Annotated in this window: 21 protein-coding genes; 4 read left to right on the plus strand and 17 right to left on the minus strand. The window is 38.9% G+C overall.

Annotation, left to right across the window (positions count from 1 at the left end; genetic code table 11):
• Window positions 1–13 precede the first annotated feature (13 nt).
• Window positions 14–2,176: a M28 family peptidase gene (locus CSV72_RS03625; protein WP_199170049.1), complete on the minus strand. Its 2,163-nt coding sequence runs from the start codon at window positions 2,174–2,176 to the stop codon at window positions 14–16.
• Between the two features lie 444 nt (window positions 2,177–2,620).
• Here CSV72_RS03625 and CSV72_RS03630 point away from each other — a divergent pair, with 444 nt between their 5' ends.
• Window positions 2,621–3,682, plus strand: coding sequence for a thermonuclease family protein (locus tag CSV72_RS03630; RefSeq protein WP_233191065.1), 1,062 nt, complete (start codon window positions 2,621–2,623; stop codon window positions 3,680–3,682).
• Window positions 3,683–3,770: 88 nt separating this feature from the next.
• On the opposite strand, the gene CSV72_RS03635 is transcribed toward CSV72_RS03630, so the two are convergent.
• The 13 genes from CSV72_RS03635 to CSV72_RS03695 form a co-directional block, all read right to left on the minus strand.
• Complete coding sequence (locus CSV72_RS03635; RefSeq protein ID WP_099677172.1) at window positions 3,771–4,229, minus strand: OsmC family protein; 459 nt, start codon at window positions 4,227–4,229, stop codon at window positions 3,771–3,773.
• A 144-nt stretch (window positions 4,230–4,373) separates the two neighbouring features.
• Window positions 4,374–5,816: a DHA2 family efflux MFS transporter permease subunit gene (locus CSV72_RS03640; protein ID WP_099677173.1), complete on the minus strand. Its 1,443-nt coding sequence runs from the start codon at window positions 5,814–5,816 to the stop codon at window positions 4,374–4,376.
• A 190-nt stretch (window positions 5,817–6,006) separates the two neighbouring features.
• Window positions 6,007–6,426 carry a hypothetical protein gene (locus CSV72_RS03645; RefSeq protein WP_099677174.1) on the minus strand — a complete coding sequence of 140 codons (420 nt, stop codon included), beginning with the start codon at window positions 6,424–6,426 and terminating at the stop codon, window positions 6,007–6,009.
• 162 nt (window positions 6,427–6,588) lie between these two features.
• Window positions 6,589–7,065 (minus strand): RrF2 family transcriptional regulator, encoded by a 477-nt coding sequence (locus tag CSV72_RS03650; protein ID WP_099677175.1) that lies wholly within the window; start codon window positions 7,063–7,065, stop codon window positions 6,589–6,591.
• Window positions 7,066–7,165: 100 nt separating this feature from the next.
• Complete coding sequence (locus CSV72_RS03655) at window positions 7,166–8,539, minus strand: MATE family efflux transporter (RefSeq protein WP_099677176.1); 1,374 nt, start codon at window positions 8,537–8,539, stop codon at window positions 7,166–7,168.
• A gap of 72 nt (window positions 8,540–8,611) precedes the next feature.
• Window positions 8,612–9,172 (minus strand): class I SAM-dependent methyltransferase, encoded by a 561-nt coding sequence (locus tag CSV72_RS03660; protein ID WP_099677177.1) that lies wholly within the window; start codon window positions 9,170–9,172, stop codon window positions 8,612–8,614.
• A 399-nt stretch (window positions 9,173–9,571) separates the two neighbouring features.
• Window positions 9,572–9,934 (minus strand): hypothetical protein, encoded by a 363-nt coding sequence (locus CSV72_RS03665; RefSeq protein ID WP_099677178.1) that lies wholly within the window; start codon window positions 9,932–9,934, stop codon window positions 9,572–9,574.
• 142 nt (window positions 9,935–10,076) lie between these two features.
• On the minus strand, window positions 10,077–10,781 hold the full coding sequence (locus tag CSV72_RS03670; protein ID WP_099677179.1) for a hypothetical protein: 705 nt from the start codon (window positions 10,779–10,781) through the stop codon (window positions 10,077–10,079).
• A 1-nt stretch (window position 10,782) separates the two neighbouring features.
• On the minus strand, window positions 10,783–11,655 hold the full coding sequence (locus tag CSV72_RS03675) for an ATP-binding cassette domain-containing protein (protein WP_099677180.1): 873 nt from the start codon (window positions 11,653–11,655) through the stop codon (window positions 10,783–10,785).
• Window positions 11,648–12,028 carry a GntR family transcriptional regulator gene (locus CSV72_RS03680; RefSeq protein ID WP_099677181.1) on the minus strand — a complete coding sequence of 127 codons (381 nt, stop codon included), beginning with the start codon at window positions 12,026–12,028 and terminating at the stop codon, window positions 11,648–11,650. Before CSV72_RS03680 ends, CSV72_RS03675 begins: the two co-directional genes overlap by 8 nt.
• 225 nt (window positions 12,029–12,253) lie before the next feature.
• The gene (locus CSV72_RS03685; protein WP_199170050.1) at window positions 12,254–14,083 is read right to left on the minus strand and encodes a bifunctional metallophosphatase/5'-nucleotidase; all 1,830 of its coding nucleotides are present in this window, start codon (window positions 14,081–14,083) and stop codon (window positions 12,254–12,256) included.
• A gap of 156 nt (window positions 14,084–14,239) precedes the next feature.
• Entirely contained in the window at window positions 14,240–14,953 is a 714-nt protein-coding gene (locus tag CSV72_RS03690) for a GntR family transcriptional regulator (RefSeq protein WP_099677183.1), read from the minus strand.
• Between the two features lie 24 nt (window positions 14,954–14,977).
• Window positions 14,978–15,592, minus strand: coding sequence for a sterol desaturase family protein (locus CSV72_RS03695; RefSeq protein ID WP_099677184.1), 615 nt, complete (start codon window positions 15,590–15,592; stop codon window positions 14,978–14,980).
• A gap of 418 nt (window positions 15,593–16,010) precedes the next feature.
• On the opposite strand from CSV72_RS03695, the gene CSV72_RS03700 reads away from it, so the two are divergent.
• Together CSV72_RS03700 and CSV72_RS03705 are read left to right on the plus strand one after the other, a co-directional pair.
• Window positions 16,011–17,378 (plus strand): MDR family MFS transporter, encoded by a 1,368-nt coding sequence (locus CSV72_RS03700; protein WP_199170058.1) that lies wholly within the window; start codon window positions 16,011–16,013, stop codon window positions 17,376–17,378.
• A 229-nt stretch (window positions 17,379–17,607) separates the two neighbouring features.
• Complete coding sequence (locus CSV72_RS03705) at window positions 17,608–18,717, plus strand: alpha/beta fold hydrolase (protein ID WP_099677186.1); 1,110 nt, start codon at window positions 17,608–17,610, stop codon at window positions 18,715–18,717.
• A gap of 92 nt (window positions 18,718–18,809) precedes the next feature.
• Here CSV72_RS03705 and CSV72_RS03710 read toward each other — a convergent pair whose 3' ends face one another.
• On the minus strand, window positions 18,810–20,159 hold the full coding sequence (locus CSV72_RS03710) for an S-layer homology domain-containing protein (protein WP_099677187.1): 1,350 nt from the start codon (window positions 20,157–20,159) through the stop codon (window positions 18,810–18,812).
• 279 nt (window positions 20,160–20,438) lie between these two features.
• Complete coding sequence (locus CSV72_RS03715) at window positions 20,439–21,653, minus strand: S-layer homology domain-containing protein (protein WP_099677188.1); 1,215 nt, start codon at window positions 21,651–21,653, stop codon at window positions 20,439–20,441.
• A gap of 206 nt (window positions 21,654–21,859) precedes the next feature.
• Here CSV72_RS03715 and CSV72_RS03720 point away from each other — a divergent pair, with 206 nt between their 5' ends.
• Entirely contained in the window at window positions 21,860–22,660 is an 801-nt protein-coding gene (locus tag CSV72_RS03720; protein ID WP_099677189.1) for an arylamine N-acetyltransferase family protein, read from the plus strand.
• A 67-nt stretch (window positions 22,661–22,727) separates the two neighbouring features.
• Here the strand turns inward: CSV72_RS03720 and CSV72_RS03725 are convergent, their stop codons facing one another.
• Entirely contained in the window at window positions 22,728–24,296 is a 1,569-nt protein-coding gene (locus CSV72_RS03725; protein WP_099677190.1) for a Vga family ABC-F type ribosomal protection protein, read from the minus strand.
• Window positions 24,297–24,608: the final 312 nt, after the last annotated feature.

A 24,608-nucleotide genomic window follows, 5' to 3' on the forward strand; every position in this document is an offset into this window, starting at 1 on the left:
GTCAAGCGGCTTGTTATTTCAGTTCACTCAACAGCTCACCTAGTTTTTTCACGCTAGCTGTTTCTTCTGTTACGGTTTGTTGCAATAGCTCTTTCTGTCTGCCGAGCGCATCTGTCAGAGTAGTGATTTCTACTGACAAATCTGGCTTCTTTTGTTCCTTCTTTGCTTTCAAAGACTTGATCGTGTCGAATAGGTCTTCATGATCGACGATTCGTCCAGCCCCCCACATAAGCTGCTCTTTCGGTGCTTTTATGACATAGTCCGTGAAGTAGTTGAATACTTCCTGATCGAAGTCATACGCATACCAGTTGTTGTCAATTGCGTATAAGTACTCGTCCAGTGGTGTGGCGATATCACCTGTCTTTAATGCCACAATGGAAGCAGCTAAGTTTTTCACGTTATTTTGCGCATGTTCATGAGGGAAAATTGGTTCATCTTCCCACGTCAATCGCACGAATTGGTCTTCCGCGTATTTATAAGCAGCCAACAAGTCGCTATTCAACTTACGACTTTCCTCGTACAGCTTCTTCGCTCCATCTGCATCCTCTTTTTTGAGTGCTTCGGCATACTTTTTATTCACGTCAGCGACTTTTGTATTCACTTGTTCTGCACTGGACATGGCGTGATCGATCTCTTTCATCAAATCGCCCGAAGCAACAGATGCCTGTTTAAATGCATCGGCGTCGATCAAATCTTTCATTGCTTGCAAACGTGTCGTAAAGTCTAAAGGCACAATCGCAGTTTGATCGTAGTGAATGGTCAATAATCCATAAATATTTAAATGGAATTTCAGCGCCTCTGCATTGAACGCCTCTTCACTGTCGAATTGAGAATGATAATGAGAGTGCATAAATTCACTATCTTGGAAATCATTCCGCAGCGCTGGCACACCGGCAATACTGAATGAAAAGTCATCTGACCATGTACGTAGTGGAGAAACGACTGAAATTCCATCTTTGTACACATCGGATAATGGCGGCACTTCTTTTGCGAACTCCGTCAAGTAGTTATTTAACTCGTAAGTCGAGCGAATTTCATCTTGTGTCGTATGTTCAAATGCTGGAAGTTCGAAGTTCATATTCGCAAACGTCTTTCCGACCCACTCGGGATGAATATTGAAGATTTGATTGTAAGCACCTGTCGACCAGTCGTATCGAGTATTCGACTTACCCCATTCTTCCGCTGCAATCGCATTGAAGATCAAAGTCTTTTCTGGTTGGTAGCCGCTGTCAATCATGCCTTTAGCGATTCCTAGCATCAAACCGATTGCTGCATTGTCATCTTGGAACCCGGCGAAATACGAATCGTAATGGCCAGATAATAGGATATAGGAATCCGGATCTTTTCCGACAATTTTCCCGTAATAATTATATGCTTCTTGATCCATCTTCACTGTAGACTTAGCATCAAATTTAACGGTAAGTGTGTCATTTTCACTTACTTCAAGTGCCTTCTTCAGTTCACCTGCATCGGTCTGAGACATCGAGAAAGCAGGTGCATCGTCCGGTCCACAAATATCCTGTGCATTCAACGCATCGGGATCAACTTCGGCATAACCAGCTTCTTGCACCGCAATGACCGCCGCTGCACCTTTCACATGGGCTTGATACGTAGGATAATTAATCCACCATTCTTCACGTTGATTAATGTCGATTAACACAAGTTTCCCTTCGATATCCAACCCTTCTAAATCTTCCGCAGTTCCTTTTCCTGCATAGACTATCTCAAGATCTTTCACACCGTTCGTGTCAAAGTTCACTTGATACCCACCTAGCACCGCGAGATGTTCTTTACCAGTAGTATCTGTGAAGGTTAAATCGGCTTTCTCAAACTCCCAACTATCTACCGTAAATGCATCTTTCGTCACTTCGGTCAATCCGATTTCCTTCATTTCTTCTCCAATTTTCTCCCCAGTCTTTCGTTCCGCTTCTGATCCTGCAGTACGATAGCCCAGTTTCTCATTGGTTTTATATTCTTCCATTCCTTTAGCGAATTCAAAAGCATATTCTACATCTACTTCAGACAAGTACTTGTCCTTTTCATCTGATAGTGGAACGGTCTTTACATCCTCCACAGGCTCTTTCTTATCATTGGAAGTATCTTGTTTAGGCGTACATGCAACGAGCGACGTTGCAACGAGCATGGACAACGTTAAGTAACTCACCATCTTTTTCATATATCACAGTCCTTTTCATTTTTTGCAATCAATTCATTAAACGATATAGAGTGAGTTTTCGCAATAGAAATTTTCAAATTTTATGACTAAATCTATTGAAACTTTTCGCTGAAGTATACTAGCGTTATTAATAGCAAACAAAACTAGTTATTGTTTGCTTTTTTTGCTGACGAATGGATTTTATTCCAATGGTTATGTATCTATGAGCGTGCGAACATCATTTCTATTTCTGTGTATCTCCATCTAATTCCGATGCAGTATTCAAGTGGTGCAGACTTCCTTACGTAAGTTCGCGTTTACATAAATGAAAGTACGTTTTCTAACGTGATCAGTTGTGATCTAATCGCACTACGTATTTAGTTGTGTATATCTTTCTTTAAAAATATGATAATCTCACTATTGGAAGCAAGTGTTAAGTAATTAAAGTGAATTGAGAGTGATAGTATGTTTGTGTTTTTTGCGTTATTTGGTTTTCTATTTATTTTGATTGGGACTGTCGGCTTCCTTATTAAAGCAATCTTTAAAAAGTCGAAGAGAAAGTTTGGCATTCTCGCTTTAGTAGGTATTGCGATGTTCATGGTAGCTGTAGTCATTTCACCAGATGATATAGAGCCAGAGAAAGAGAAAGCTGATTCAGTAGAACAGACACCTACGGATGAACCTGTTGAAACGAAGAAGAAAGCACCTGAAAAAGAGTCTGTAGAAGAAATAGAAAAACCTGAAAAGAAAATATCTAAAGATGTTGAAGAAAAATCCGTTCCAGTCGTCATGCCTTCAAAAAACCATTCTTCAAAAGTAACTCCTGAAAAACTAAAAGACTCCACAGAGACAAGCGGTACGACAGCGAGAATCCCTGTAGAATTAGTGAAAGTTATAGACGGTGATACGATTAAGATTATATATAACGACAAGGAGCAAAACGTTCGATACTTGTTGATCGACACGCCTGAAACTAATCATCCTAGACTAGGTAAGCAACCGTTTGGGGATGAAGCCAAAGCTAGAAATAAAGAGCTAATCGAGAGCGGTACGCTGGAAATTGAATTCGATGTCGGAGAGCGCTTTGATAAATACAACCGTTTACTTGCCTATATTTATATAGACGGAAAAAATGTTCAAAAAATCTTGTTGAGTGAAGGGTTAGCCCGCGTGGCATACATCTATCCTCCTAATACTCGATACGTGGATCCGTATGAGAAGACACAAGCGATAGCGAAAGAAAAGAAGTTGGGTATTTGGTCAGTTGAAGATTATGCTACGGACACAGGCTTTAACGCGCAGGCAGTAAAAGAGAAACCTGCAGAACCAGCACCCAACTCTTTAATAACAGAACAACCAGTTGCTCCAGCACCTGCAGCTAAACCATCACAACCAGTTCAAAGCACGGAATTTTTTCAAAATTGTACAGAACTAAGGAAGACCTATCCTAACGGTGTACCAAGCAGTCATCCCGCTTATCAATCTAAAATGGATCGCGATAAAGACGGATTTGCTTGCGAACGATAAAAATATGACTCTTTAAATAGTAGTTAAATAAAAAACCGTGTGAAATCAAGTTGCAAACTTGGTTTCACGCGGTTTTAATTTTGCATCATTATTTCTTTATCCATTTCGACTCAACAGGAATCCCTGCATCGGCAAATAGATTATATACCGGACATCTTCTTTCTACTTCTGCTTTCAATTGCTCGATCGCTGCATCTGATTCATTCGTAGTGATTTCACAAACAAAACGTACTTTTTGGAAATGCGTTTTCACACCTTCTTCGCCCATCAAACCTCGAGAATCTACGATACCCGTTGTATCAAAATTAATAGCTGTAAAAGCAAAGCCTTGTTCGTTCGCAATTAGTGGAATCATCACTGCTTTACAGCCATTTAGTGCTGCCGCGATAAACTCGAGTGGATTTGCACCAGTATCTGTTCCGCCTAAATGAACAGGCTCATCCATCGGAAATCCTTCAAAGTCCCGGATCGTATGTGTAGAGCGAACCCCTTCATCCCACTTCGCTGTAGCCGCAATCTTTACTAACGTATTGTTTGTTGTTGACATAACACCCATCCCCTTTTAATTCATACTAATATAATATGTATTGTAGCATATAAAAGTATTGAATGAAATAGGTATCGAGAATTTATTATAAGAATTAACAGAAACCTTTAAATTAAGTGGAAAGTATATGACGAAATCAGCTGATCAGCTATTATACAATTTGACTCGCTTAATAAATAATGAACAGATGAAACCAAGAATTGATATAACGGTCGCAAATAAAAATGCATTTTGTACACCTGAAATGACGGCTTCCGCTTGATGAGCAGCTGTAATGGGGTCGCTGATATTTCGTAAAAATGTATTTTGTGACGTGTTTAATATAGTAATACCAATCGCTGTACCTATTGCTCCAGACGTTTGGATTGCAGAGTTAACGATTGCCGTACCATCCGGGTAACGGTTTAGCTGTAGCGAGTTAATCCCATTTGTTTGAGATGGCGTCGTCACCATCGACATGCTCATCATTAATAACATAAAGAAGATGATAATTAAATAAAAACTAGTCGTCGATGAAATCGTAGCAAAAAATAGTGCAGCTACTGTACTCATTGCAAATCCACCAATTACTAAGCCGCGCGGACCATATCGATCAAAAATTCGACCACTGACCATCGACATAATCCCGTTAAAAATACCACCTGGCAACAGTAACAGACCTGCTTTCGAAGCAGATAAACCAAGCCCTGCTTGCATAAATAAAGGCAATAAAATATTGGAAGAGAATATAATGAGATTAGCAAACAACGTAATGATGATGCCTAACGTAAACATTGGATGCTTAAACACTTCCAAATGAAGCATCGGTTCTTCAATAGATAATTGACGAAAACCATATATAACGAGAGCGGTCAAGCCAGTTACAAACGCTATAATCACAATCGGGCTTGACCATCCTTCACTTTCGCCCGCATAGCTAAATCCAAAGACAATACCGCCAAAACCAATGGTAGATAGAATAATGGATAACACATCAATCTTTTGCTTCTGAACAGCGGATAAATTCGGCAAGTAAATGATACCAAATATCAATGCGAAAACAAGGATCGGTGCAATCATCCAAAATATCATATGCCAATTGAAATAATCAATAATCAATCCGGCAGATATCGGACCAATAGCAGGCGCAAACATCATCACAAGGCCCACTAAACCCATTGCAGTCCCTCTTTTCCATGGTGGAAAGAGAATAAGAACTGTATGGAATAACAATGGCACTAATAAACCCGTACCAATCGCTTGAATAATTCGTCCTGTTAACAATATCGTGAAACTCGGGGAAACCGCTGCAATAAGTACACCCACGATAGAAAAACTCATACTCGTTATAAAAAGATTCCTTGTTGGAACACGTTTTATTAGTAATCCTGAAACAGGAATGATAATACCGAGCACGAGTAAATACCCTGTAGTTAACCACTGCGCTGTAGAGGCAGAAATAGCGAATTCCTTTATCAAGTCATTCATCGTCATATTTAATGCGGTTTCGCTAAACAATCCGATAAACCCGCCAATCAATAGCACTGTCATGATTGGCGCGACTTTTAACTCTTTCCTTTTTATCTTTTCTTGAATTGAATCCTCCATCTATCGAACCTTCCTCCATAACTTTTACAGACCATAAAAAATAAGATAACATCTAGCCACTGCGATAGCTAGATATTACCTCAGAAAAGTGCTTATATAGAGTGCTTGGGAAGGATTCAGACATTCATTTGTTTTCATATTGAGTATTTTTTCTCGCCTTTTATCAAAAAACATAAGCTATATCTACTAATTACTGTATCTTTTCAGCTGGAGTAATCGCCTCATACGGAAGAGATGTCGTGCTGATTTTTGTAATGAACCAATTCTCACGGCCCAGTTCGGGATTCTTTTCTACCGTAATCAATTTATGCCCTTTGCCGAAACTCGCATACGAAGTGATCAGGTCGTACGCAAGAGTAAATTGTTGTGTTGTTTCACTGATTTTATTTACATGGACAATATGAATATTTGACACCCACGGACTGGATTGTCCAGTTACCCAATGGTCTTTTGCAAATTGCTTTTCTGTTCGTTTTTGAAGTGCTGGGGATAATACTGCATGTTGAACGGCGCCGCTTCGGTTTTGCACTCCTAGTATCCATAATTCAACCGTTTGTAAAGGATTTCTAGTTTGTAATCCATATATAAATGAACGTAATTGACTATCCATACACGTAGTCACCTTTCAAAATACGTTTCTATCATTGTATGTTTTGAAAGATTTTTCAGGTACTACATATTACTGCTGTTATCGTGCCTGTTGATAGGATTCTAAATTACTGGTTACTAAAATCAATCAGTACCGTGTCATGATTAAGCTACTTTATTCCTTTTATAATTGATTATGACGATCTTTAGTAGCCTCATCTAAAGTAGTTTGTATGGAGTGACTGTTTAAAAATTCGTGTAAGAAAATTTCAGCACGATCCATGACCTCTTTAATTCGACAAACACGTTGATCCTTTTCTTGCTCTAGTAATTGTCCATTACTTTCATCTATCAATAATGTATGTTGTTTAGAATCTGAATTGGAACAAGTAAACATGTTTTGTCTTCCTTCAGTGGACAAAATAACATCTAAAAACGTGATATCACTAGCTGGACGTGATAATTCATATCCACCTTTTACGCCAGGAACGGCTCGTATGATACCATCTTTCCGTAACTGAGTCATAATTTTCGATAAATAACTCTCCGATACGTTTAGCTTATTGGATAATTCTTTAATACCTACTTTGTCTTCGCTCTCTGAATTAGCCAAATACACTAAGGCATGTAGCGCATAATCCGTACTTTTCGCAAATTGCATTCTTTCAACTCCATTCATTGTATTTCTTCACGTTTAAAACTATCCATACTATCTATAATAGACAATTAAAAACCCTCCGAAAACTATTTGAACGTACTGTTTATTCGTCTTGTCCTTTTACTAAAATAGTCTCTTTATCTCGATAAAGCATAAAACTCGCTAACATAAATGATAGTACATCAGCGATAGGGAATGCAAGAAAGACTCCGTACACGCCGAAATAAATCGGTAAGATTATCACTAAAGGTACCAAGAAAAACACTTGTCTGGAAAGAGACAGAATTAAAGCTTGTCTAGGTTTCCCTATAGCTTGGTAAATACCTCCGGCAATAATTTGTACGCCCACAATAAAATAAAGCGAAAAAATGATCTGCATTGCTTTTGATCCTATTTCTATAAATTCTGGATCGCGTGTGAAAATCCCCATTGCATACTCAGGGAATATTTGAACGAGAAGAACGACGACTACAGAGATCATGACAACATACCTGAGAGATAACCATATCGTCTTTCTCATTCTTTCATATAGTTTTGCACCATAGTTGTACCCTACAATTGGTAACATTCCCTGCATGATTCCATTAATCGGCATAACCGCAAAGGCGATGACACGTTGGGCGACACCATAAGCTGCTAGATATACATCTCCTCCATACCGTAGCAACATCGTATTAATCACTATAGCTACTAAGCTAAATGATGCCGTGTGTACAAAGGTTGGAAATCCTATAGCGATAATCTCTTTTAAAGTAGAAATCCTCATTCTTATATAGTTAAGATGAATGGTAAGTGAGCTATAGCCTTTATGATAATATATTAAAATGATTATGGTCATTATCGCGTGTGAGATTACAGTTGCTATCCCAGCTCCCATAACACCTAAACCAAAGCCGAAATCGAATATAAGTATAGGATCTAGGATTATGTTAAGTATGGCAGGTATAATCATTGCATACATTGCAAATTTAGCATTTCCCTCTGCACGTATCACTATATTTGTTGCCATTGAAAAACTAACAAAAATGAAACCCAAAAGAATAGGTAGCATATAAGCAGAAGCATACCCAATAATATTTTCTGTTGCTCCAAATAATATCAAAAGATCATCTAATAAAAAAAATCCAACTAGTATACTTACTATACTAATGAGAAGAAGCAAATATATATATGTCCCGAAAATCTTGTTCGACTCGTTGATTCGTTTTTCTCCTAATCTTCTAGCTATTACAGAAGATGTACCCACTCCTACCGCTGCTGCTAATGTCATAACAATCATCATTACAGGGAAAGAAACAGTCAAACCTGCAACTGCATGTACACCTTCCGCAAGTGAAATATAGAACATATCAACGAGATTGTATAAAGCCATAACGAATATACCTATCATTGCAGGTATAGATAAATTCATTATTAATTTAGATGGTTTTTCAGTTCGAAGTTTGTCACTAGAATTCGGCTTTTCTTTTGAACGCATTTAATACTCCTTTTTACAGTACAAACTAAAACTAGTTGCTAAATTTAAATTAACAACTAGTTCAATACTGTTTTATTTATTTTTTTGTGCCACAACTATATAAACAGATTGGTTAGCCAATTTAGTTTGAGGATACAGAACATCGACAAGATCAAAGCCAGCAGCAAGAATTTCTTCTTTCATATTTTCCGATGAAACTCTCGGACCAGTTGATAACTCTGATTTCTCTAATTCAACGCAAAGGAACATTCCTTTATTTTTTAAGACTCTATATACTTCGCCTAATGCAAGCGAAAGTGGTTTCACTTCGTGAAGTGATATTGAAGCGACAGCCTTATCAAATTCTTCGTCACCTAGTTGTAGATCTTTGAAATCTGATACAAGCGTTTTAATATTGGTAATTCCATTTTCCTCAGCTTTTGTTTCCAGGTATTTTAATATGTCTTCATCAAAATCAAGTGCTGTCACTTCATCTACATACTTAGAAATGGGAAGACTTATATAACCAACTCCCGCTCCAAGATCTACTAATTTATCCTCTTTATTAAATGATACGAACTGAAATAACTCTTCAGCAGAGCTTCTCTCTATATTCTCCAGATTATTAATTTTCCTCAGTAATTTTTCATTCATTTCATTTCCTCTTTTCATTGTAGATATTTTGAATCTACAATGACTATAATTGATATATTATTTTTTGTAAACATTTTTGTTTCACAGGATATGAAGACTGTATCATTTAGTAAGAACTTTCTTGCTATATCATTAGCGGCAAAGTAATCGGAAAACAAATAAAAAAACAAACGGTCCCTATAAGTAAAGGTATCGTTTGTTTTTGTGCATATATTTTTAGCGTTTTAAACCGATATTCCTATTGCTACTTCTTTTAAACAAAAAGAGATTTTTCATGAATCTAAGCTAAAGACGGTTTAAATTTTGCCTTGCGGTAATTGCAATTCATGCTTTTCTTTATTATACAATCTGACCCAATTCTAGCGTAATGCAGATTCACCCACTGCAAAAGCTGCTCTTTTATACAAGACGGTTCTCCAATGATTCAATCGCTAATTTAAGTGCGATTATACGTCGTTCGTTCACTGTTTTTTGTGGACTACCCTTCTTTGCTTTTGCTAATTGTTTATCAATAGACGGAATGATACTTAGTAAAATTTCCGTAGATTGTACAATTGTTTCTCTGTCGTAGAAAAATTCTCCATTACACCAAACGTCTTGTAAGCTCTCCAACCCAACCTTTACAGCGTCGCGCCGTTTTTTCACAAGTGTTGTATTGGAACCTTTTACCGTCATACTTGTATAAGCATTCGATAGTTTAGTAAAAGTAGACTCTAAAGATTTAATGGACAATTCTTGTACTTCTTGGCTAACCGTTTTCATATAGAAACCCCATCTTTCATTTCAAATAATGTAAAGCCTATAAGTTTTTATACAGGTACTCAGATTGCAGGAGTGAAAGCCCAATTCTACCATTGCTGCTTAAGCTTTTCACTCCTTATACTCTGCACTTACAAAATGAAAGTTATGCTATTTTTATCGGTGTTTCTTTGACAATTTTATAAACTGTTATAGCCATGATTGTTGCTATAGCGAATGATGCAATCATCGCAACTACAACATTAGGTACTGGAATTTCAAAGTTAAATAACCCCATTAAAGGTTTCGGTGTATTGAACGACCATAGTAAGTCATTTACAGATACGACTACGAGAGCAACTACAATGGTTACAAATCCACCAGCTCCTCCATAACGATAAAATCCTAATCCTATGAGCCATCCAACTAGAAAATAGATCATCACTACGAAGAAATAAGAGACACTAGTCAGTAACCAACTGTTTACTCCAAGTGAGGATAATACAACTTCTTTAAATACATTGATGTTAAAGACACGTACTATCCAAGTTAAAATGGTTGTTAGACCTATGACAGTAATCGCTAAGCCTATCGCTGACAGCAACGCTCCTTGAAAATAAGACTTTCTAGTAACACCATACTTCACATACATGGTGAGGAATACTGAACTTGAAATGATCCCACACACGAGCATAAATATTGTGGTTGTTTGGAATGTAAAAGTTAGTAATGACATCGATCTTATATCTGGTTCATCGAGGAACCAAACAATTGCAGTGTACGCAACATACAAAATCGGCAAATACCACTCGACCCATTTCATTTGGGCCAAGTACAGATCAGCACCTATTTTCTTTCCCATTGCGTTCATTTTACATTCCCTCCTTTGTTAAATGAATAAATAATTCATGAAGTGAAACATTTCCTATTTCTAGATCTTTTCGATTTATTTCGTCCGCTTTTTCTTCCGTTAATTCCCCGTACAGCATCATCGATTTTGTGCCACCTAGCTGCTCTTCATTTAATACATGAAGTCCGGCGACCACCTCTATTACATCGCTGGTTGGACCTGTAACAGAAAACCCTCTTTCTAAAAGAGTATCCACTTCCTCTTGAAGTAGTAATGTACCTTGATGAATAATCAAAACTTCGTCAAATAAGTATTCCATTTCTGAAATTAAGTGTGTTGATAAAATGAAAATTCGAGGATTGCGTGCTTGCTCTTCTAATACTTCATTGTAAAAAATTTCACGTGTTGGAGCATCCATCCCTTGATAAGCCTCGTCAAAAATCGTGACTGGAGTTCTACTCGCTAACCCGATGGTTACATTAAAAGCTGACTGCATACCTGCTGATAACTTCCTTAGTGGTTTATTTGTTGGAAGGTGAAATAGTTGAACTAATTGCTCCGCATATTTCCGATCAAATGTTGGACGAAATCGCTCGGCTAGATCAAAGTATTTAGTGATTGTGTCATAATTATCTTTATAGTCTGTTTGATGAACAAACGTTACTTGAGCCATTGCTTTCTCATTTTCAAAAATGTTCTCTCCATCTATTTTCATTTCCCCACTCGTCGCCTTTCGGTAGGCGGCTAATACAGATAGTAGACTTGTTTTTCCGGCACCATTGCGCCCGATCAATCCATATACTTTCCCGTTTTCCAACGTGAAGTTAATATCTTGTAACGCTTCAAACTCGTTATAAGAAACACGTATGTTAGTTGCCTCCACTTTTCTAGTCATCCTTTACACTCCCTCTCAATTTCTCTATTATTTTCACGATATCATGGTCCATCAACTTCAGTTTTTCCGCTTCTTTTAACATTGGCCAAACAAACTCCTCAGCGAATCCTTCTCTTCGTTTGAGTATCAATTTTTCTTTTGCGCCTTCCATCACAAACATTCCTACACCCCTTTTTTTATAAATAATCTCTTCTTCAACAAGGAGGTTAATTCCCTTCGAAACCGTAATGTGATTAATTTTATAAAATTGAACGAGCTGGTTCGTCGATGGTATTTGATCATGTTCTTGTAGTTGATTATTAATAATTTGATCTTCAATCATTTCTTTTATTTGAAGGTAAATAGGCTTTTTATCATCCAATGATTTGCTCATCGCTTACGTCACCTCTTTTCATGATATGCTGTACTTAGTTATATGGTTATATGGTTATGTATATGACCATATAACAGATTGAATTTTTAGTCAACTAAAAAACGATCACTTTGAATGTGATCGTTTTTTCTGATATAGGCTTATTCAATAGAAAGGATAGAAAATAGTCGTAACTCCATGTGTTGAATTCAAGCAACTACGTTTTGGGCTTGTAACTCTATACGATCAGCTTTTCTTTTTACGCTTTCTTCGTCTCACCATAAACATAACAAGCAAAGCTAGTAAGCCAATAAGCGTAAGCAAGACTGCGTAGACGGTTAGGATGATTCCATTCGGATTTTTAAGGATGGCCCAAATGTTCGCATCATGCTCTACGTTTTTTCGGCCATGTGTTTGATCGTAATATGTCGGTACTTGAGCAACACCGTTGACCTTATTAAAGGACTTGAAGTAATTCGCAATAGCATACCATTCCTTCACTTCTTGGTGCTCATTCATATAAATGATTTGATTTTCAAAGTCTGTTACCGGTGTACCTTCCTTAGTTTTCGGCACAACAGATAGGATTCCGAACGACTTTTCATTTACAAAAGGAAGCATTTGAACGGAATATAAGCCACCGACCACCCGATAGAGCTTTTCATCGTCAATTTCTGTGTTTACCCCATCTATAGACTGCAAACTGATGTCGGTTACTTTATTGAAAATGAAACGATTCGGATTAAACGTATAACTCAAACCCGCGATATACAGTTGAACTTCATTCATAATAGGCGTAATAGAGGCATCGACTTCTGCAATGGTTTTCAATTCTTTACCGGTCAAATATATGTCCAGAAGTGGATAGCCAGAAATTCCATCAGGACCGATGCCTAAAGAATTTGCATTGAAGACGTTTGAAACCGTGATCTCGCCTTCGCTAAATGAATCCCTGATTGTCCCGACAGGAACTACTGCTGCAGCAATTGGTTCATAGTCGTCTCCTTCGAGTTGTTGAATCATGTGAATGAAAGAATCGCCTATCAAGTTTCCAATGGGTTCTTCTTTTTGCTCAATTCCTAACATAGAAAAAGGCGTAAAATCGAATGGAGAATAGGCTAACATTTCATCAAACTTCATTCCAAAATCATTGAGGTAGTTTTCTTGAATTACTTCTTTATATGTCTCAATTGTTTTAGTAATCGTTAAATCTACAGGAAGAGAATCGTCAATTGGCCGTAACTTATAATTATTAACAGTCCAATTATTGGTTTCATTTCGTATTATATTGAGGACGCCAAGGTTTTCTCCATATTGCCCCGCCGAGCCTAAGATAGTAGTACCTACGAAAATCGGTTCCTCAAATGTAGTATGACTATGCCCACTAATAATGACATCAATGTCGGGAACTTTTTTGGCGATTATTTCATCTTCGGATTGCGACGGAACATCCGACGTACCTGAATGTGATAGAGCGATGACTAGGTCTACATGTTCTTCATTCTTCAATGTAGCAACCGTGGACTTGGCACTTTCCACCGCGTCATCAAACGTCACACCGGACATAGGTGCATTGCCAGCTGCTTCTTCTCCCATTAACCCAACGATGCCAATTTTGATACCTTTACGTTCTATCACGATATACTCTTTAACGTCATATTTGTCCATCGCTTTTTTTAATGTTCGAATGTTGCTAGGTATCTTGCCGTCTTCATCTTTTGGGAAAATCGTATTCGAAGCGACGATACTAGGCAATTCTTCACCACTGTTTTTCGCAGCACGTAAACTACTTGCTAAACCTTCTGCTCTAAAGTCGAATTCATGGTTCCCTAATGTAGTCACGTCATACCCCATCCACCCCATCATCTGTAAGCCTGGTGCCTCTGTTGAATAAATCGTTTGAAACAATGTCCCCATCGCAAAATCTCCAGCATCAATTAGAATTGCATCCTGATCGATGTCTCTTTGTTCAGCTATCGCGGTATGCAATCTAGCATATCCGCCGACTGATATCTTCCTATTCCCTCTTTCCACTTCAAACGGCAGGAAATTGTCGTGTAAATCATGCGTAAACAAGATCGTGATCGATTCTTTAGCCGTATCAGCGTTTCCTTTTGGAGCATCTAGAATGGAGATTGTTGCTAGAAGTAGAATAATTGAAAGGGACTTGACTAGTATTTTCGTAATGATGATGTCCTCCTCTTAACGATGTTTATGTATGAAGCGTACATATCATATACTGTCGAGCTTAAACTTCACACCGATTCTCTCATCTGGTGATAATTGATTTTTCCATAGATCATAGCTTTTTTTCATCATTTCCTGGGAAAGTTTTTCTGCTTGTTGATCATCACCTGATAATGCATAGGACAATAACTTTTTATAATAACTGAGTGAAGCTTCACGACGAAATGAGCTTTCAAAGTATTTTAACGCCATTCTCAAGTAAGCTGGTTCAAAACTGTTTAGGACGAGCGAAAAGAGCGGATTCTCTGATAATCTAGCTAACTCCTTTTGAACTTTCCAATCATACGACGCAAAAGCTTCCGCAGTGTCTGTTAATTCATCGATTTCCGCGAGAAGTCCCACGACTTTAGGATAATTGAGCAGTACTGCTTTTTGTACATATTGAGGTGTTAGCGCAATACGCAATTCCAAAAAGTAGAGGACGAACGCATCGGGCACTTGATCAAAGTACTCTATAATATCCACGATGGTAGTAATATTTCCTCCGTTCCAGTAATCATTGACTATAGCGCGCTGTCCTTTTCGTAACGTCAGCCAGCCTCCGTGACTCAGACGCTGTAAAACTTCGCGAATAGCGGGCCGTCCCAGTTCATACAGCGCCGCCAGTTCTCTTTCCGTTTCGATTTGACTGCCCGCCACATATTCACCTTGAAGAATGGCTTTAATCAATTCTTTTTCAACCATTGCTGTTCGATTCATGGCTAGATCTCCTTTATTCAATACTTACGTACGATTCTCTAAGTTTTTAGCGGTATCGCTTTTATCGACCTCTTTTTGATCTTTATACGTACCGAATGTTTTATCGATAGCTGTATGCGTTACGCCGAACCAGTAGTTTTCATTTTTAAAATGATGCCATAGATGTGCTTTTTTAATACGTCTTCCCATTTCGGTACGCGGTTGAACGGGGCGATGCGCAATATAATGTTTCCATTCATAATACATGAAATAGGCGATAATTCCTGAAAGATAAGCAATCGTGAATGGCAAACTACCTGTTATGAAATAGAAAACTAGTGCAAAAATAGTGAAGCCAGGCAAGCTGAACCAAATCGGCAAAAATAATAGTTTTAAATTTGCCGGATCTACGTGATGATCAAAGTGTAATCGTTTAATCGTTTTCAATAAAAATGGATTTGTTGGCGTTTTCATATGGAATAAAAACCTATGAATCAAATACTCACTCATTGCATAAGTAGCCATCCCTATTATGAAGGAAATCCACACACCTAAGGAGAATGCATGTAAAAGAGTATAACTTATGAGCGGAATAAATAGCACCAACATCATCGTTATATCCGGAAACATAATGAACTCTTTCATATATTTCGTATTCATGAACCGTCCTCCTATCTTATAGTTGATCAATCTATGAAGCATGTCTGCTAGTAAGTTTTCTTGGTAAGACCAGAATATACTTTGGAATTACCAAAAGTATACATTATTCAGAATTTATAGTCAATATTGTTTTAAGAAAATAAAAGCACCACATGAGAAACCATCATGAATGTGCTTTCTGTAGGAGCTATTCTATTCCTCCAGTAATAAATACATGGTATAATGCTCAAGCGGCAAGTTATGAATAGCAACGGACTTATTTCAGCTAAGGATATCTGCTTCTGGTTGTTGCCAGGGTGGGTATCCTTTGTTGCGTCAAAATACGTTTCATGCATATGTACTTTGCGTCAGTCTTTTTTTAGAAAGGAAGTAAATCGTGTCCTCATTACAAATCGTTCAAGTACGTTATCCAAAAGCAATGGCTTTTACTCTGATGTTTGGAGCTTTTATCGGGTTGTTTGGTGAAACAGCTTTAAATATGGCACTGACTAATATTATGGCCGACTTCTCCATTAACTCGGCGACTGCACAGTGGTTGACTACCGGGTATTTATTAACGCTAGGTATTCTAGTACCCGTGTCTTCTCTCTTAATTCGGTGGTTTACAACGAAACAATTGCTCGTTGCATCTTTGGCCTTTTCCATAGCCGGTTCATTTTTAGCTGGGCTCGCTCCGAGTTTTGCCGTGTTATTTATAGGTCGTGTCGTGCAAGCGATTGGAACAGGAATATTATTACCATTAATGATGAACGTTATTTTATTAATATTCCCGATCCATAAACGCGGCGCCGTTATGGGCGTCATGGGGCTTGTGATCACGACAGCTCCCGCAATTGGACCTGCACTTTCCGGATTAATCGTCGACACACTCGGTTGGTCATACATTTTCTGGGTCAGCCTGTTATTTTATCTAGGATTAATCGTATTTGGTCTCAAACAAATTGACAACGTCTCACAAATCACGAAGCCTACAATTGATGTCATTTCGATTGTATTATCAACGGTTGGGTTTGGAGGAGTCATTTATAGTTTAAGTACTATGGCAGAAAAGTCTTTAACGTCTGCATACGTATATCTTCCATTAGTAGTCGGTTTCGTTTCTCTACTTTTATTTGTGGTAAGACAGTTCAAGATGAAGCAGCCGATGATCAATTTACGTGTGTTTAAATATCCGATGTTCACGTTAGGGATCGTACTATTGTTCATTGGCATGTTTTTAATCTTATCCACTGCCATTTTACTGCCATTGTATATGAGAACGTCTTTGCTCGTCAGCGCAGCAGTAGCGGGACTTGTTTTATTACCAGGCAGCGCGTTGAACGCATTGTTGTCTCCAGTCATAGGTATGCTGTCAGACAGATTCGGCGTCAAAACAATATTACCGATCGGCTTCCTATTAACTGCGATTTCGAGTGTATTGTTCATTATCATTATTTCCGCTGAAACGCCTATTTGGCAAGTAGTCATCGCTTTCTTAATATTCTTCGTAGGGATTGCCATGATTATCATGCCTGCCCAAACGAACGGATTAAACGAATTACCGCGCGAACTCTACGCAGATGGTTCGGCTGTCACGAATACTCTCCAACAAATCGCTGGTGCTACGGGAACAGCTTTGGCAATTACATTCATGATACATGGAGAAAACTTATTTCTAGAAGCTTCTCCTAGTGCTTCGTCTGTTGATGTGATTGCAGCGGGTACGAAATATGCATTCTACTTTATCGCTGGATTCGCTATTTCTGGATTCATTGCGTCACTGTTTGTGAAACGGGTTCGGGTGTAAGTGGACACAGTTGGTAGAGGTGCCAGGTCCCGAAACAATTCTGAATAGTGTCGGGACCTGGTACTAAAAACACTTGTGCAGCAAACATTCACGTTTGTCGCACAGGTGTTTTTTATTTTAACTCTATCCATAAAGTTGACCGAGGGAAACTTATTCGATATGTTGAGTATACATTAAATGGTTTCTTCAGTGCTCACTAATTGAATAATAACGCTCGGGAGGTATTTTCATGTATGAACAAGTATTTAAACAAGTAAATTTTAATTTTCAATTAAATCGTGTGCTATCTTTCGGAGAGAGAGGCTGCGATCGAGAGGAAGTATTACAAGCAATGTTGGCAGTTAAGGATAATGAAAGCTGGTATACCGAATGGAAGCGTATTGCTGAAAAAGCACGCAACGAGTCCCGACTTTTGCATAGTATGTATTATTATCGCATGGCTGAGTTCATGCTGCTGCCAAGTCGACCGGAGAAAATGGAAATGTACGCAGCGATGCAGGAGATGTTTCGAGATGCATTTCCAGAAGTAGTAAAAGTAAACATCCCGTATAAAGATCAGTACTTATCAGCTGTTCGTATCGTTTCGTCAACAGCTACTAAAACGTTACTGATTCATGGTGGATTTGATTCATTCATTGAGGAATTATATATAGTGGCTGAGGAATTCATTGATTCAGATGTACAAATCATACTATTTGAAGGAGAAGGACAAGGTGAACCGATGCGACAAGGGTTATATTTCCATGAAAAGTGGGAGCAATCCGTCAAAGCCATACTCGATTATTACGAGCTCAAAGATGTAATCCTAATGGGAATATCGTGGGGTGGATATTTTGCGTTACGGGCTGCGGCTTATGACAAGCGCATACAGCATGTCATCTGCCATGGAGTGCTCTATGATGCCCTGGACGTACAGCAACAGTCCATCAAACAACCGGCCAGAGCCGTTTTCAAATTACTATACCGCTTACAGCTTAAACAGCTGATCAATACATTCGCTCGCTTAAAAAGTTCATCTGACCAACTAACCGAATGGGCGTTAGCACACGGCATGTTCGTTACACATACACACTCCCCTTTTGACTTTTTCAAATCTATCGAGAAGCATACTCTACAGGATGAATTATCGAAAATTACACAGGACGTCCTTTTGCTGTCAGGAGAAAAGGATCATTATATTCCAGCGTGGCAGTTTACGCATCTCAAAGATAACTTGCTTAATGCATACGTGGAGAGTCGAATATTCACCGAAGCAGAAGGTGGCGAGCAGCATTGCCAAGTTGGAAATTATGAGATTGCCATTGATTATATGAAAGAGTGGATTAAGCGGAGAGTATAGATGTACCAGGTTCCGATACTATTTAGAATGGTGTCGGGACCTGGTACATTAAATAGGTAAATTTCACTTTAGTTCCTGGCATAGATACTTACTCACTTCTTAAACACATATTTCTTCCCATCTTGGCCAGTTACAATCAGCTGTGTGTCAGTGATTGACATGTGCTTCCCTTGGATATTCGACAGTTTACTAGTCTTCTTTTCAAGCAAACTATACGTATAAATACCTGTTTTATTGAAGTAAAACATCGTCGAATGATCGAAAAGCACCGATGCATTATTTTGATTTTCATCTGGAATAAATGACTTTTCTTTTGGATCCTCGTAAAATAAAATTCTTGCATCAAAATCACGTTCTTTTTTTCTGTCCGATCCATTCATAGCGACAGAGTTGAGTGTCAACTTACTATCTTTTGGTATGTTAGGTGTTCGGTAGTAGTCTCTTTTCGTTGCTTCATTTGTATAATAGATGCGGTCATTCCAAATAAATACGTTTCGCATCGTCTCACCGGAAAATGACGGCATAATCATAGAATCTTTCGGTCCCGTGAAACGTTCTGTTTTCGTCCGAATGACACCATACTCCATCGGTAATTCTGAAGCTTGGCCAATTGCACTTAAATAGGGAATGAATACTTCATCATTATAGACAATGACATCAAACCAATTTTCCATATAACTAATCCAATTCCCGTCGCTACCTTCGAAATCTAGCTCACTCAAGATCTCTTCACTTTTATTCGTTTTCAAATCTTTTTTCATCAATCCATTACCTATACTGTACGAAAAACCATTCTGCTCAACTGTTTTTCCTTTCTGGCTGACATATGAATGGTAACGACTGAGTTTCATCGAATCGTCAAGCGCTCGTGTCAGAAAAGCAGAGAACTGTGCGCGCGTCACCGATTGGGCCGGCATATACTTGCCTTCCGATCCGCCAGCAATGCGTTGTTTGGCAATGCCGTTAATGTCGGCATACGCCCAGTGCGCCGGAACCACATCGACAAATGTTGGTTGACTATCAAAAGGTATATTGAATGAACGACTTAAAATGGCTGCCATTTGCGCTCGTGATGTATTTTCCCCTGGGCGCATTAAACCTTGATCACCGCGGAGAATTCCCTTTTCATTCACCGTCGCTAGAATTTTATAATAAGAGGACTTCTTTGAAACATCCTGAAACACTACTTTTGGATTTTCCACGAGTGGAATCTTTAGAGCTTTGATGAGCATGGCGGATGCTTGTGCTCGTGTGATCGGTTCATTCGGTTTGAATGTACCGTCTGGATATCCTCCAATAATATTGCGGTCATATAAATACTTGATCTCTTTTTGTGCCCAATGCCCATTCATGTCCGTAAACTCGGCCGCATGTGCTTGAAACGGCATGGCTGCAACGATAAATAATAATGCGATGAACGACGCTGTAAGTTTTTTCTTCATCTGTTTCTCTCCTTTTTTTGTAATACGCGCTGTGTACTTTCACCATATACGCACCGTACAGACGGAGATATTTAGAAAAAGTTTCAAATAAAAATACCAAGTCCTCACATAATCGTGTAGGGACTTGGTATCTGAAATTTAGTTATCCCCTTGCAATTCATATATAGCAGATGGCGCGACGTTGATTAAGCCGTTCAATTATTGAACTACAGGTATTTTAAATCGCTTTTTCAGTTTCTCCACTCATTATTTGTTACAACTCATTTTCACGAATCAAATTCACTTGTCATCTACTATCTTTGACGTCTTCACTTGATAATACAACATATGTTGATCTGGAGCTTTCACTTCTACCGCGTAGCGCGCTTCTTTTCCGTCAGTAAAGCGGACTGTCGCGATGAAGTTGCCTGGCTTGTCGACACGAATGAACACATCTGGCGAATCGGTATACCCTTCAATTGGCATGTTACTAGATAGGACTTCCCCGTCTGTCCGTTCGAATCGAATATTTTCAACTTTTTCATTCGAAGCTAGCTTCAACCGCGCCCGTGTCTTTAAAACATCGCTCGCGTAAAGCAACTGCACTTTCAATTTGCCATCGACCTTCTTCACATCCACATAGTATTTATGATAGTAGCGTTTGATATTTTGACTTTCCATTCCATAATTACCGCCCAACTGCAATGTTCCTCTTCCTTCTTTAAACGGAGTTACTTGTACGCGATCGCCAGTATATCCTGACGGCGTCTGTCTGCCTTTAATAATGGCTGCGTGATACAACTCGGAGTTAACCACAAATTCATCCGTGTCCTCATCGGTCATTATCTCCGAGAAACGTAGCATTGGACCCCATGTCTTTAATGAATACGTCTCGGGTTGGACACGCTCCGTTAGTTGCATCAACTTCGCCGCTTGTCCTCTTGTCACGAATTCATTAATGCCGAATCTGTCAGACGTTATGCCTGTCGTAATGCCGAGTTTATGCAGAATCAAGACGTTCGCACCATGGGACGTGTTAGGCTTGACGTCATCAAATGGATTTTCTTCCTCGTTAAAAGCAAAGCGTGGCAAATCGAACGCTTTGACGAGGATTGAAGCCATTTGTCCCCGTTTGACCGGATCATTCGGCCCGAAACTTCCATCTGCATATCCCCCAATCACTTCGAGCTCCGCAAGCTTGGCAATGGCATTATGATAGCCATTCGCTTTTGAGAGGTCCTTGAATCCAGGATCTTTCACCATGTAATCTGGATTCAGTCCCATCAATTTCGCAATAATTGCCGATAGCTGACCACGCGTGATCGGATTGCCCGGCTTGAACATGCCGTCCCCATCCCCCGTAATAATATGACGTTCGGCCAATTCATTGACCGCCTCCGCAAAATGCTTTGTTGGTGGTACATCCGTGAATTTCTGGTTACTTGCGGCCATACTCGATAATGGTAGGCTGAGGGCAAGAGCCACTGTGCCAACTGTCATGAAAATCTTTTTCATCGTGTTTCTTCCTTTCTATTATGTAATCATAGATCGACGTACAGACGGAAAAATCCGTAAATAGTTTCATCGTATTTATCATATATTTATGGTCAAAAGTAGATTTATTCGCAAGCGTAAAATAGGCCCAGGTCCCAACACTATTATCATCGCAAGTAAATTTGCTATGATGGTGTTAGCCCTACGGAAGAAAGGACGGATGAAATATGTTGCAATGGATTTCAGAACGGCTGACACTTACCGGCACACCACTAGAGCAGATTACCCAAGTTCAGAAGCTTTTCGCCGAGCAGTTCGAATTTGAAAACTTGGATGTTTTGCTTGCGAATGATGAACCTATTACGGAGCAATACCTTGAAGATAAAATGATGAAACAAGGACGTGGTGGCCTGTGTTATGAACTCAACGGGCTGCTGTTTAGCGTACTTAGAGATCTAGGATTTCCCGTTCAACTCGCTGCTGGCACTGTATGGGCACCGTCACCGCGAGACAGCTTCGTCATGGCACAGACACACGTTGTGAACTTGCTCGAATACGAAGATACATTGTACTTAATCGACAGTGGTTTCGGCAATAACCTCGTCATGCAGCCTGTCGCATTAGATGGAGAACCTGTCACTTCACCTGCTGGGACATTCCGGTTGCGGAGCGAAACGACTGAAAAAGGATCGATGGTATTTGAACAATTAAAAGATACCGGCTGGGAACTTCGCTACGCACTCCATCCCGACGCGATCGACTGGGAGCACTTGGACAATGTGAAACAGCAGATTCACCACAGCCCAGAATCTTCATTCAATAAAGAGTTGCTCATTGCTAAATTAACAGATGTCGGCACGTACTCAATTAATGAAGAGCGTTACTATCGTAAGTGTAATGGCGACGAAGAAACTCTGACGTTCCATGAACAGGGAGAATTGCTTGAGCAAGTTAGACAGCATGCTGCTCCAGCCGTTTATGAAGCGACTGTGAATTATATGAATCAACAAAAACCCTTCTGTGACTGATTTAGTCGCGGAAGGGTTTCTTATATTTGACACGATGTTGAATTGCGGAGGGATATAGTGTCTTACATCATCCTTGCAACTCTCTTTTTTTACTAAGTAGCCTTTGAAATTCCTTTTCTAATTCTTTTGTCGGATTTACACTTAACCGACTAATAATTTCCGAGATTTTTGTCTCCAGCAAAAGTAATTCATTTTGTCTCAAGTTGTATTCTTTAATAGGATTGCGGCTTTTATATTGTTCGTATATCCCATCGAATACTATTAGTTCTTTGTTTTGAATATCTATTATTCGTGTGGAGACATTTTCTATGAATTTTCTATCGTGTGAAACGAAAATAATTATTCCTTTGTATTGTTTCAATAACGTCTCCAAAGCTTCCAGTGATTCCAAATCTAGATAATTAGTTGGTTCATCAAGTACAAGCATATTTACGTCACTAAGAAAGATTTTGGTCAGAGCCACCTTAACGCGTTCTCCACCACTTAAAACGTTTACAGACTTATATACATCATCAGTAAAAAAGTGCATTCTTGCGAGCACAGTTCGAATCAGCGTTTCGTCCTGAGTTGAAGTGGATTGAACATTTTGCAAAATAGTTTTATCCAGATCTAATATTGATAAATTTTGAGTGAAATAACCAATCTTCACAGATGGTGAAACAGTGATATTCGTTTCCTTTTCTATGATCTTTTTAATCAATGTGGTTTTTCCGGTACCATTCGATCCTATAACAGCTACTTTATCGCCACCACGGATATAAAAGCTTGCATCATTCCATAGGACACGCTCTCCAACCATTCCATGTACTTTTTCTGCTCGAAGAACTACTTGGTTTTTTAAAGTCCCTTCATCCGGCAAGTTCATTTGGATTGGGGAAATATCTTTTTGCTTCTCAATAGTCTCTAAATTTTCTAACCTAGTTTCAAAAGCGGATACAGTTTTCCGTAATTTCTTTTGTTTATTTGCGAAATATGGTTTTACACCTTTAATTCTAGCTTCGGAGCCAGTTAAATTTTTAGGTTTTTTTGTTGCTCGTTGGGCTTGCTCTTCCTTTTGCTTTATCGCTTCTTCCAAGTGATGCTTTTGCTTTTGATACTTTTCAAACGCTTGTTGTTTCTGTTGGAACTCCACATCCTTTTGCTTAGAATATTGAGTATAGTTTCCTTTGTATTCTTTAATGCGTCCTTCATCTATTTCCCATATGGTCGTACAAAGTGAATCCAAAAATGTGCGATCATGGGAAATTAGTATAAGAGCACCCGGCCAATTATTTAACTTTTTCTCCACCCATTCAATATGTTCTGTATCGAGATTCGTAGTTGGTTCATCCGCTAGCAATAGTGCCGCGTCACTAGCAAGTGCCTGCTGAATGTATTCTTGAGTGATTTCGCCGCCACTCTTGGCTGTATCTGTTCGTTTCAACTGTGGCAAAAGCTCAACGCTGGCATGCTGGATTACTTGACCACCTTCAAGAACAACTTTTTTAGCCAGTATATTTAATAAGGTCGTTTTACCGCTTCCGTTTCTACCGACTATACCAATTCGATCTTTTGCATGCACTACCAGTTGATCTATATCCAACAACAAGCGGTCTTGAATATAGTGTTTAATGTGGTTAGCTTCAACTATTATCATACGATCATTCCTCCTTTTTAACTTCGGGGAATACAAAAATACCCCCTATCTTCTTTCAGAATAGGAGGCATGTATTATATAGGGGTACACAAAAAGAGATCATTATCCCTTAAGGTCCAACTATAGAAATACCATCCTATTCTGAAAAACACAATAAAAGGCATCAAAAAAATGCAGGGTCGCCTGCAGAATACCTTTATTGTTTTTTTCGTAAAATAGGATTAATACTTCATGTAGTTGGGTCACCCTTTCGTTGTAATAGTTTTTTAACTATACCGTGATGCAATCCTCGTTGTCAATGGGATTGGCTTA

The sequence above is a fragment of the Sporosarcina sp. P20a genome (genome assembly GCF_002743175.1).
In the GTDB taxonomy this organism is placed as follows: domain Bacteria; phylum Bacillota; class Bacilli; order Bacillales_A; family Planococcaceae; genus Sporosarcina.

What these genes read in the sequence shown, in the direction of transcription:
- CSV72_RS03655 (WP_099677176.1), bottom strand. Translation starts at nt 8,539, where the DNA reads ATGCGTTCAAAAGAAAAGCCGAATTCTAGTGACAAACTTCGAACTGAA.
- CSV72_RS03700 (WP_199170058.1), top strand. Translation starts at nt 16,011, where the DNA reads ATGGCTTTTACTCTGATGTTTGGAGCTTTTATCGGGTTGTTTGGTGAA.
- CSV72_RS03720 (WP_099677189.1), top strand. Translation starts at nt 21,860, where the DNA reads ATGTTGCAATGGATTTCAGAACGGCTGACACTTACCGGCACACCACTA.
- CSV72_RS03670 (WP_099677179.1), bottom strand. Translation starts at nt 10,781, where the DNA reads ATGAACGCAATGGGAAAGAAAATAGGTGCTGATCTGTACTTGGCCCAA.
- CSV72_RS03675 (WP_099677180.1), bottom strand. Translation starts at nt 11,655, where the DNA reads ATGACTAGAAAAGTGGAGGCAACTAACATACGTGTTTCTTATAACGAG.
- CSV72_RS03660 (WP_099677177.1), bottom strand. Translation starts at nt 9,172, where the DNA reads ATGAATGAAAAATTACTGAGGAAAATTAATAATCTGGAGAATATAGAG.
- CSV72_RS03645 (WP_099677174.1), bottom strand. Translation starts at nt 6,426, where the DNA reads ATGGATAGTCAATTACGTTCATTTATATATGGATTACAAACTAGAAAT.
- CSV72_RS03640 (WP_099677173.1), bottom strand. Translation starts at nt 5,816, where the DNA reads ATGGAGGATTCAATTCAAGAAAAGATAAAAAGGAAAGAGTTAAAAGTC.
- CSV72_RS03725 (WP_099677190.1), bottom strand. Translation starts at nt 24,296, where the DNA reads ATGATAATAGTTGAAGCTAACCACATTAAACACTATATTCAAGACCGC.
- CSV72_RS03680 (WP_099677181.1), bottom strand. Translation starts at nt 12,028, where the DNA reads ATGAGCAAATCATTGGATGATAAAAAGCCTATTTACCTTCAAATAAAA.
- CSV72_RS03710 (WP_099677187.1), bottom strand. Translation starts at nt 20,159, where the DNA reads ATGAAGAAAAAACTTACAGCGTCGTTCATCGCATTATTATTTATCGTT.
- CSV72_RS03705 (WP_099677186.1), top strand. Translation starts at nt 17,608, where the DNA reads ATGTATGAACAAGTATTTAAACAAGTAAATTTTAATTTTCAATTAAAT.
- CSV72_RS03635 (WP_099677172.1), bottom strand. Translation starts at nt 4,229, where the DNA reads ATGTCAACAACAAACAATACGTTAGTAAAGATTGCGGCTACAGCGAAG.
- CSV72_RS03690 (WP_099677183.1), bottom strand. Translation starts at nt 14,953, where the DNA reads ATGAATCGAACAGCAATGGTTGAAAAAGAATTGATTAAAGCCATTCTT.
- CSV72_RS03695 (WP_099677184.1), bottom strand. Translation starts at nt 15,592, where the DNA reads ATGAATACGAAATATATGAAAGAGTTCATTATGTTTCCGGATATAACG.
- CSV72_RS03630 (WP_233191065.1), top strand. Translation starts at nt 2,621, where the DNA reads ATGTTTGTGTTTTTTGCGTTATTTGGTTTTCTATTTATTTTGATTGGG.
- CSV72_RS03665 (WP_099677178.1), bottom strand. Translation starts at nt 9,934, where the DNA reads ATGAAAACGGTTAGCCAAGAAGTACAAGAATTGTCCATTAAATCTTTA.
- CSV72_RS03650 (WP_099677175.1), bottom strand. Translation starts at nt 7,065, where the DNA reads ATGCAATTTGCGAAAAGTACGGATTATGCGCTACATGCCTTAGTGTAT.
- CSV72_RS03625 (WP_199170049.1), bottom strand. Translation starts at nt 2,176, where the DNA reads ATGAAAAAGATGGTGAGTTACTTAACGTTGTCCATGCTCGTTGCAACG.
- CSV72_RS03715 (WP_099677188.1), bottom strand. Translation starts at nt 21,653, where the DNA reads ATGAAAAAGATTTTCATGACAGTTGGCACAGTGGCTCTTGCCCTCAGC.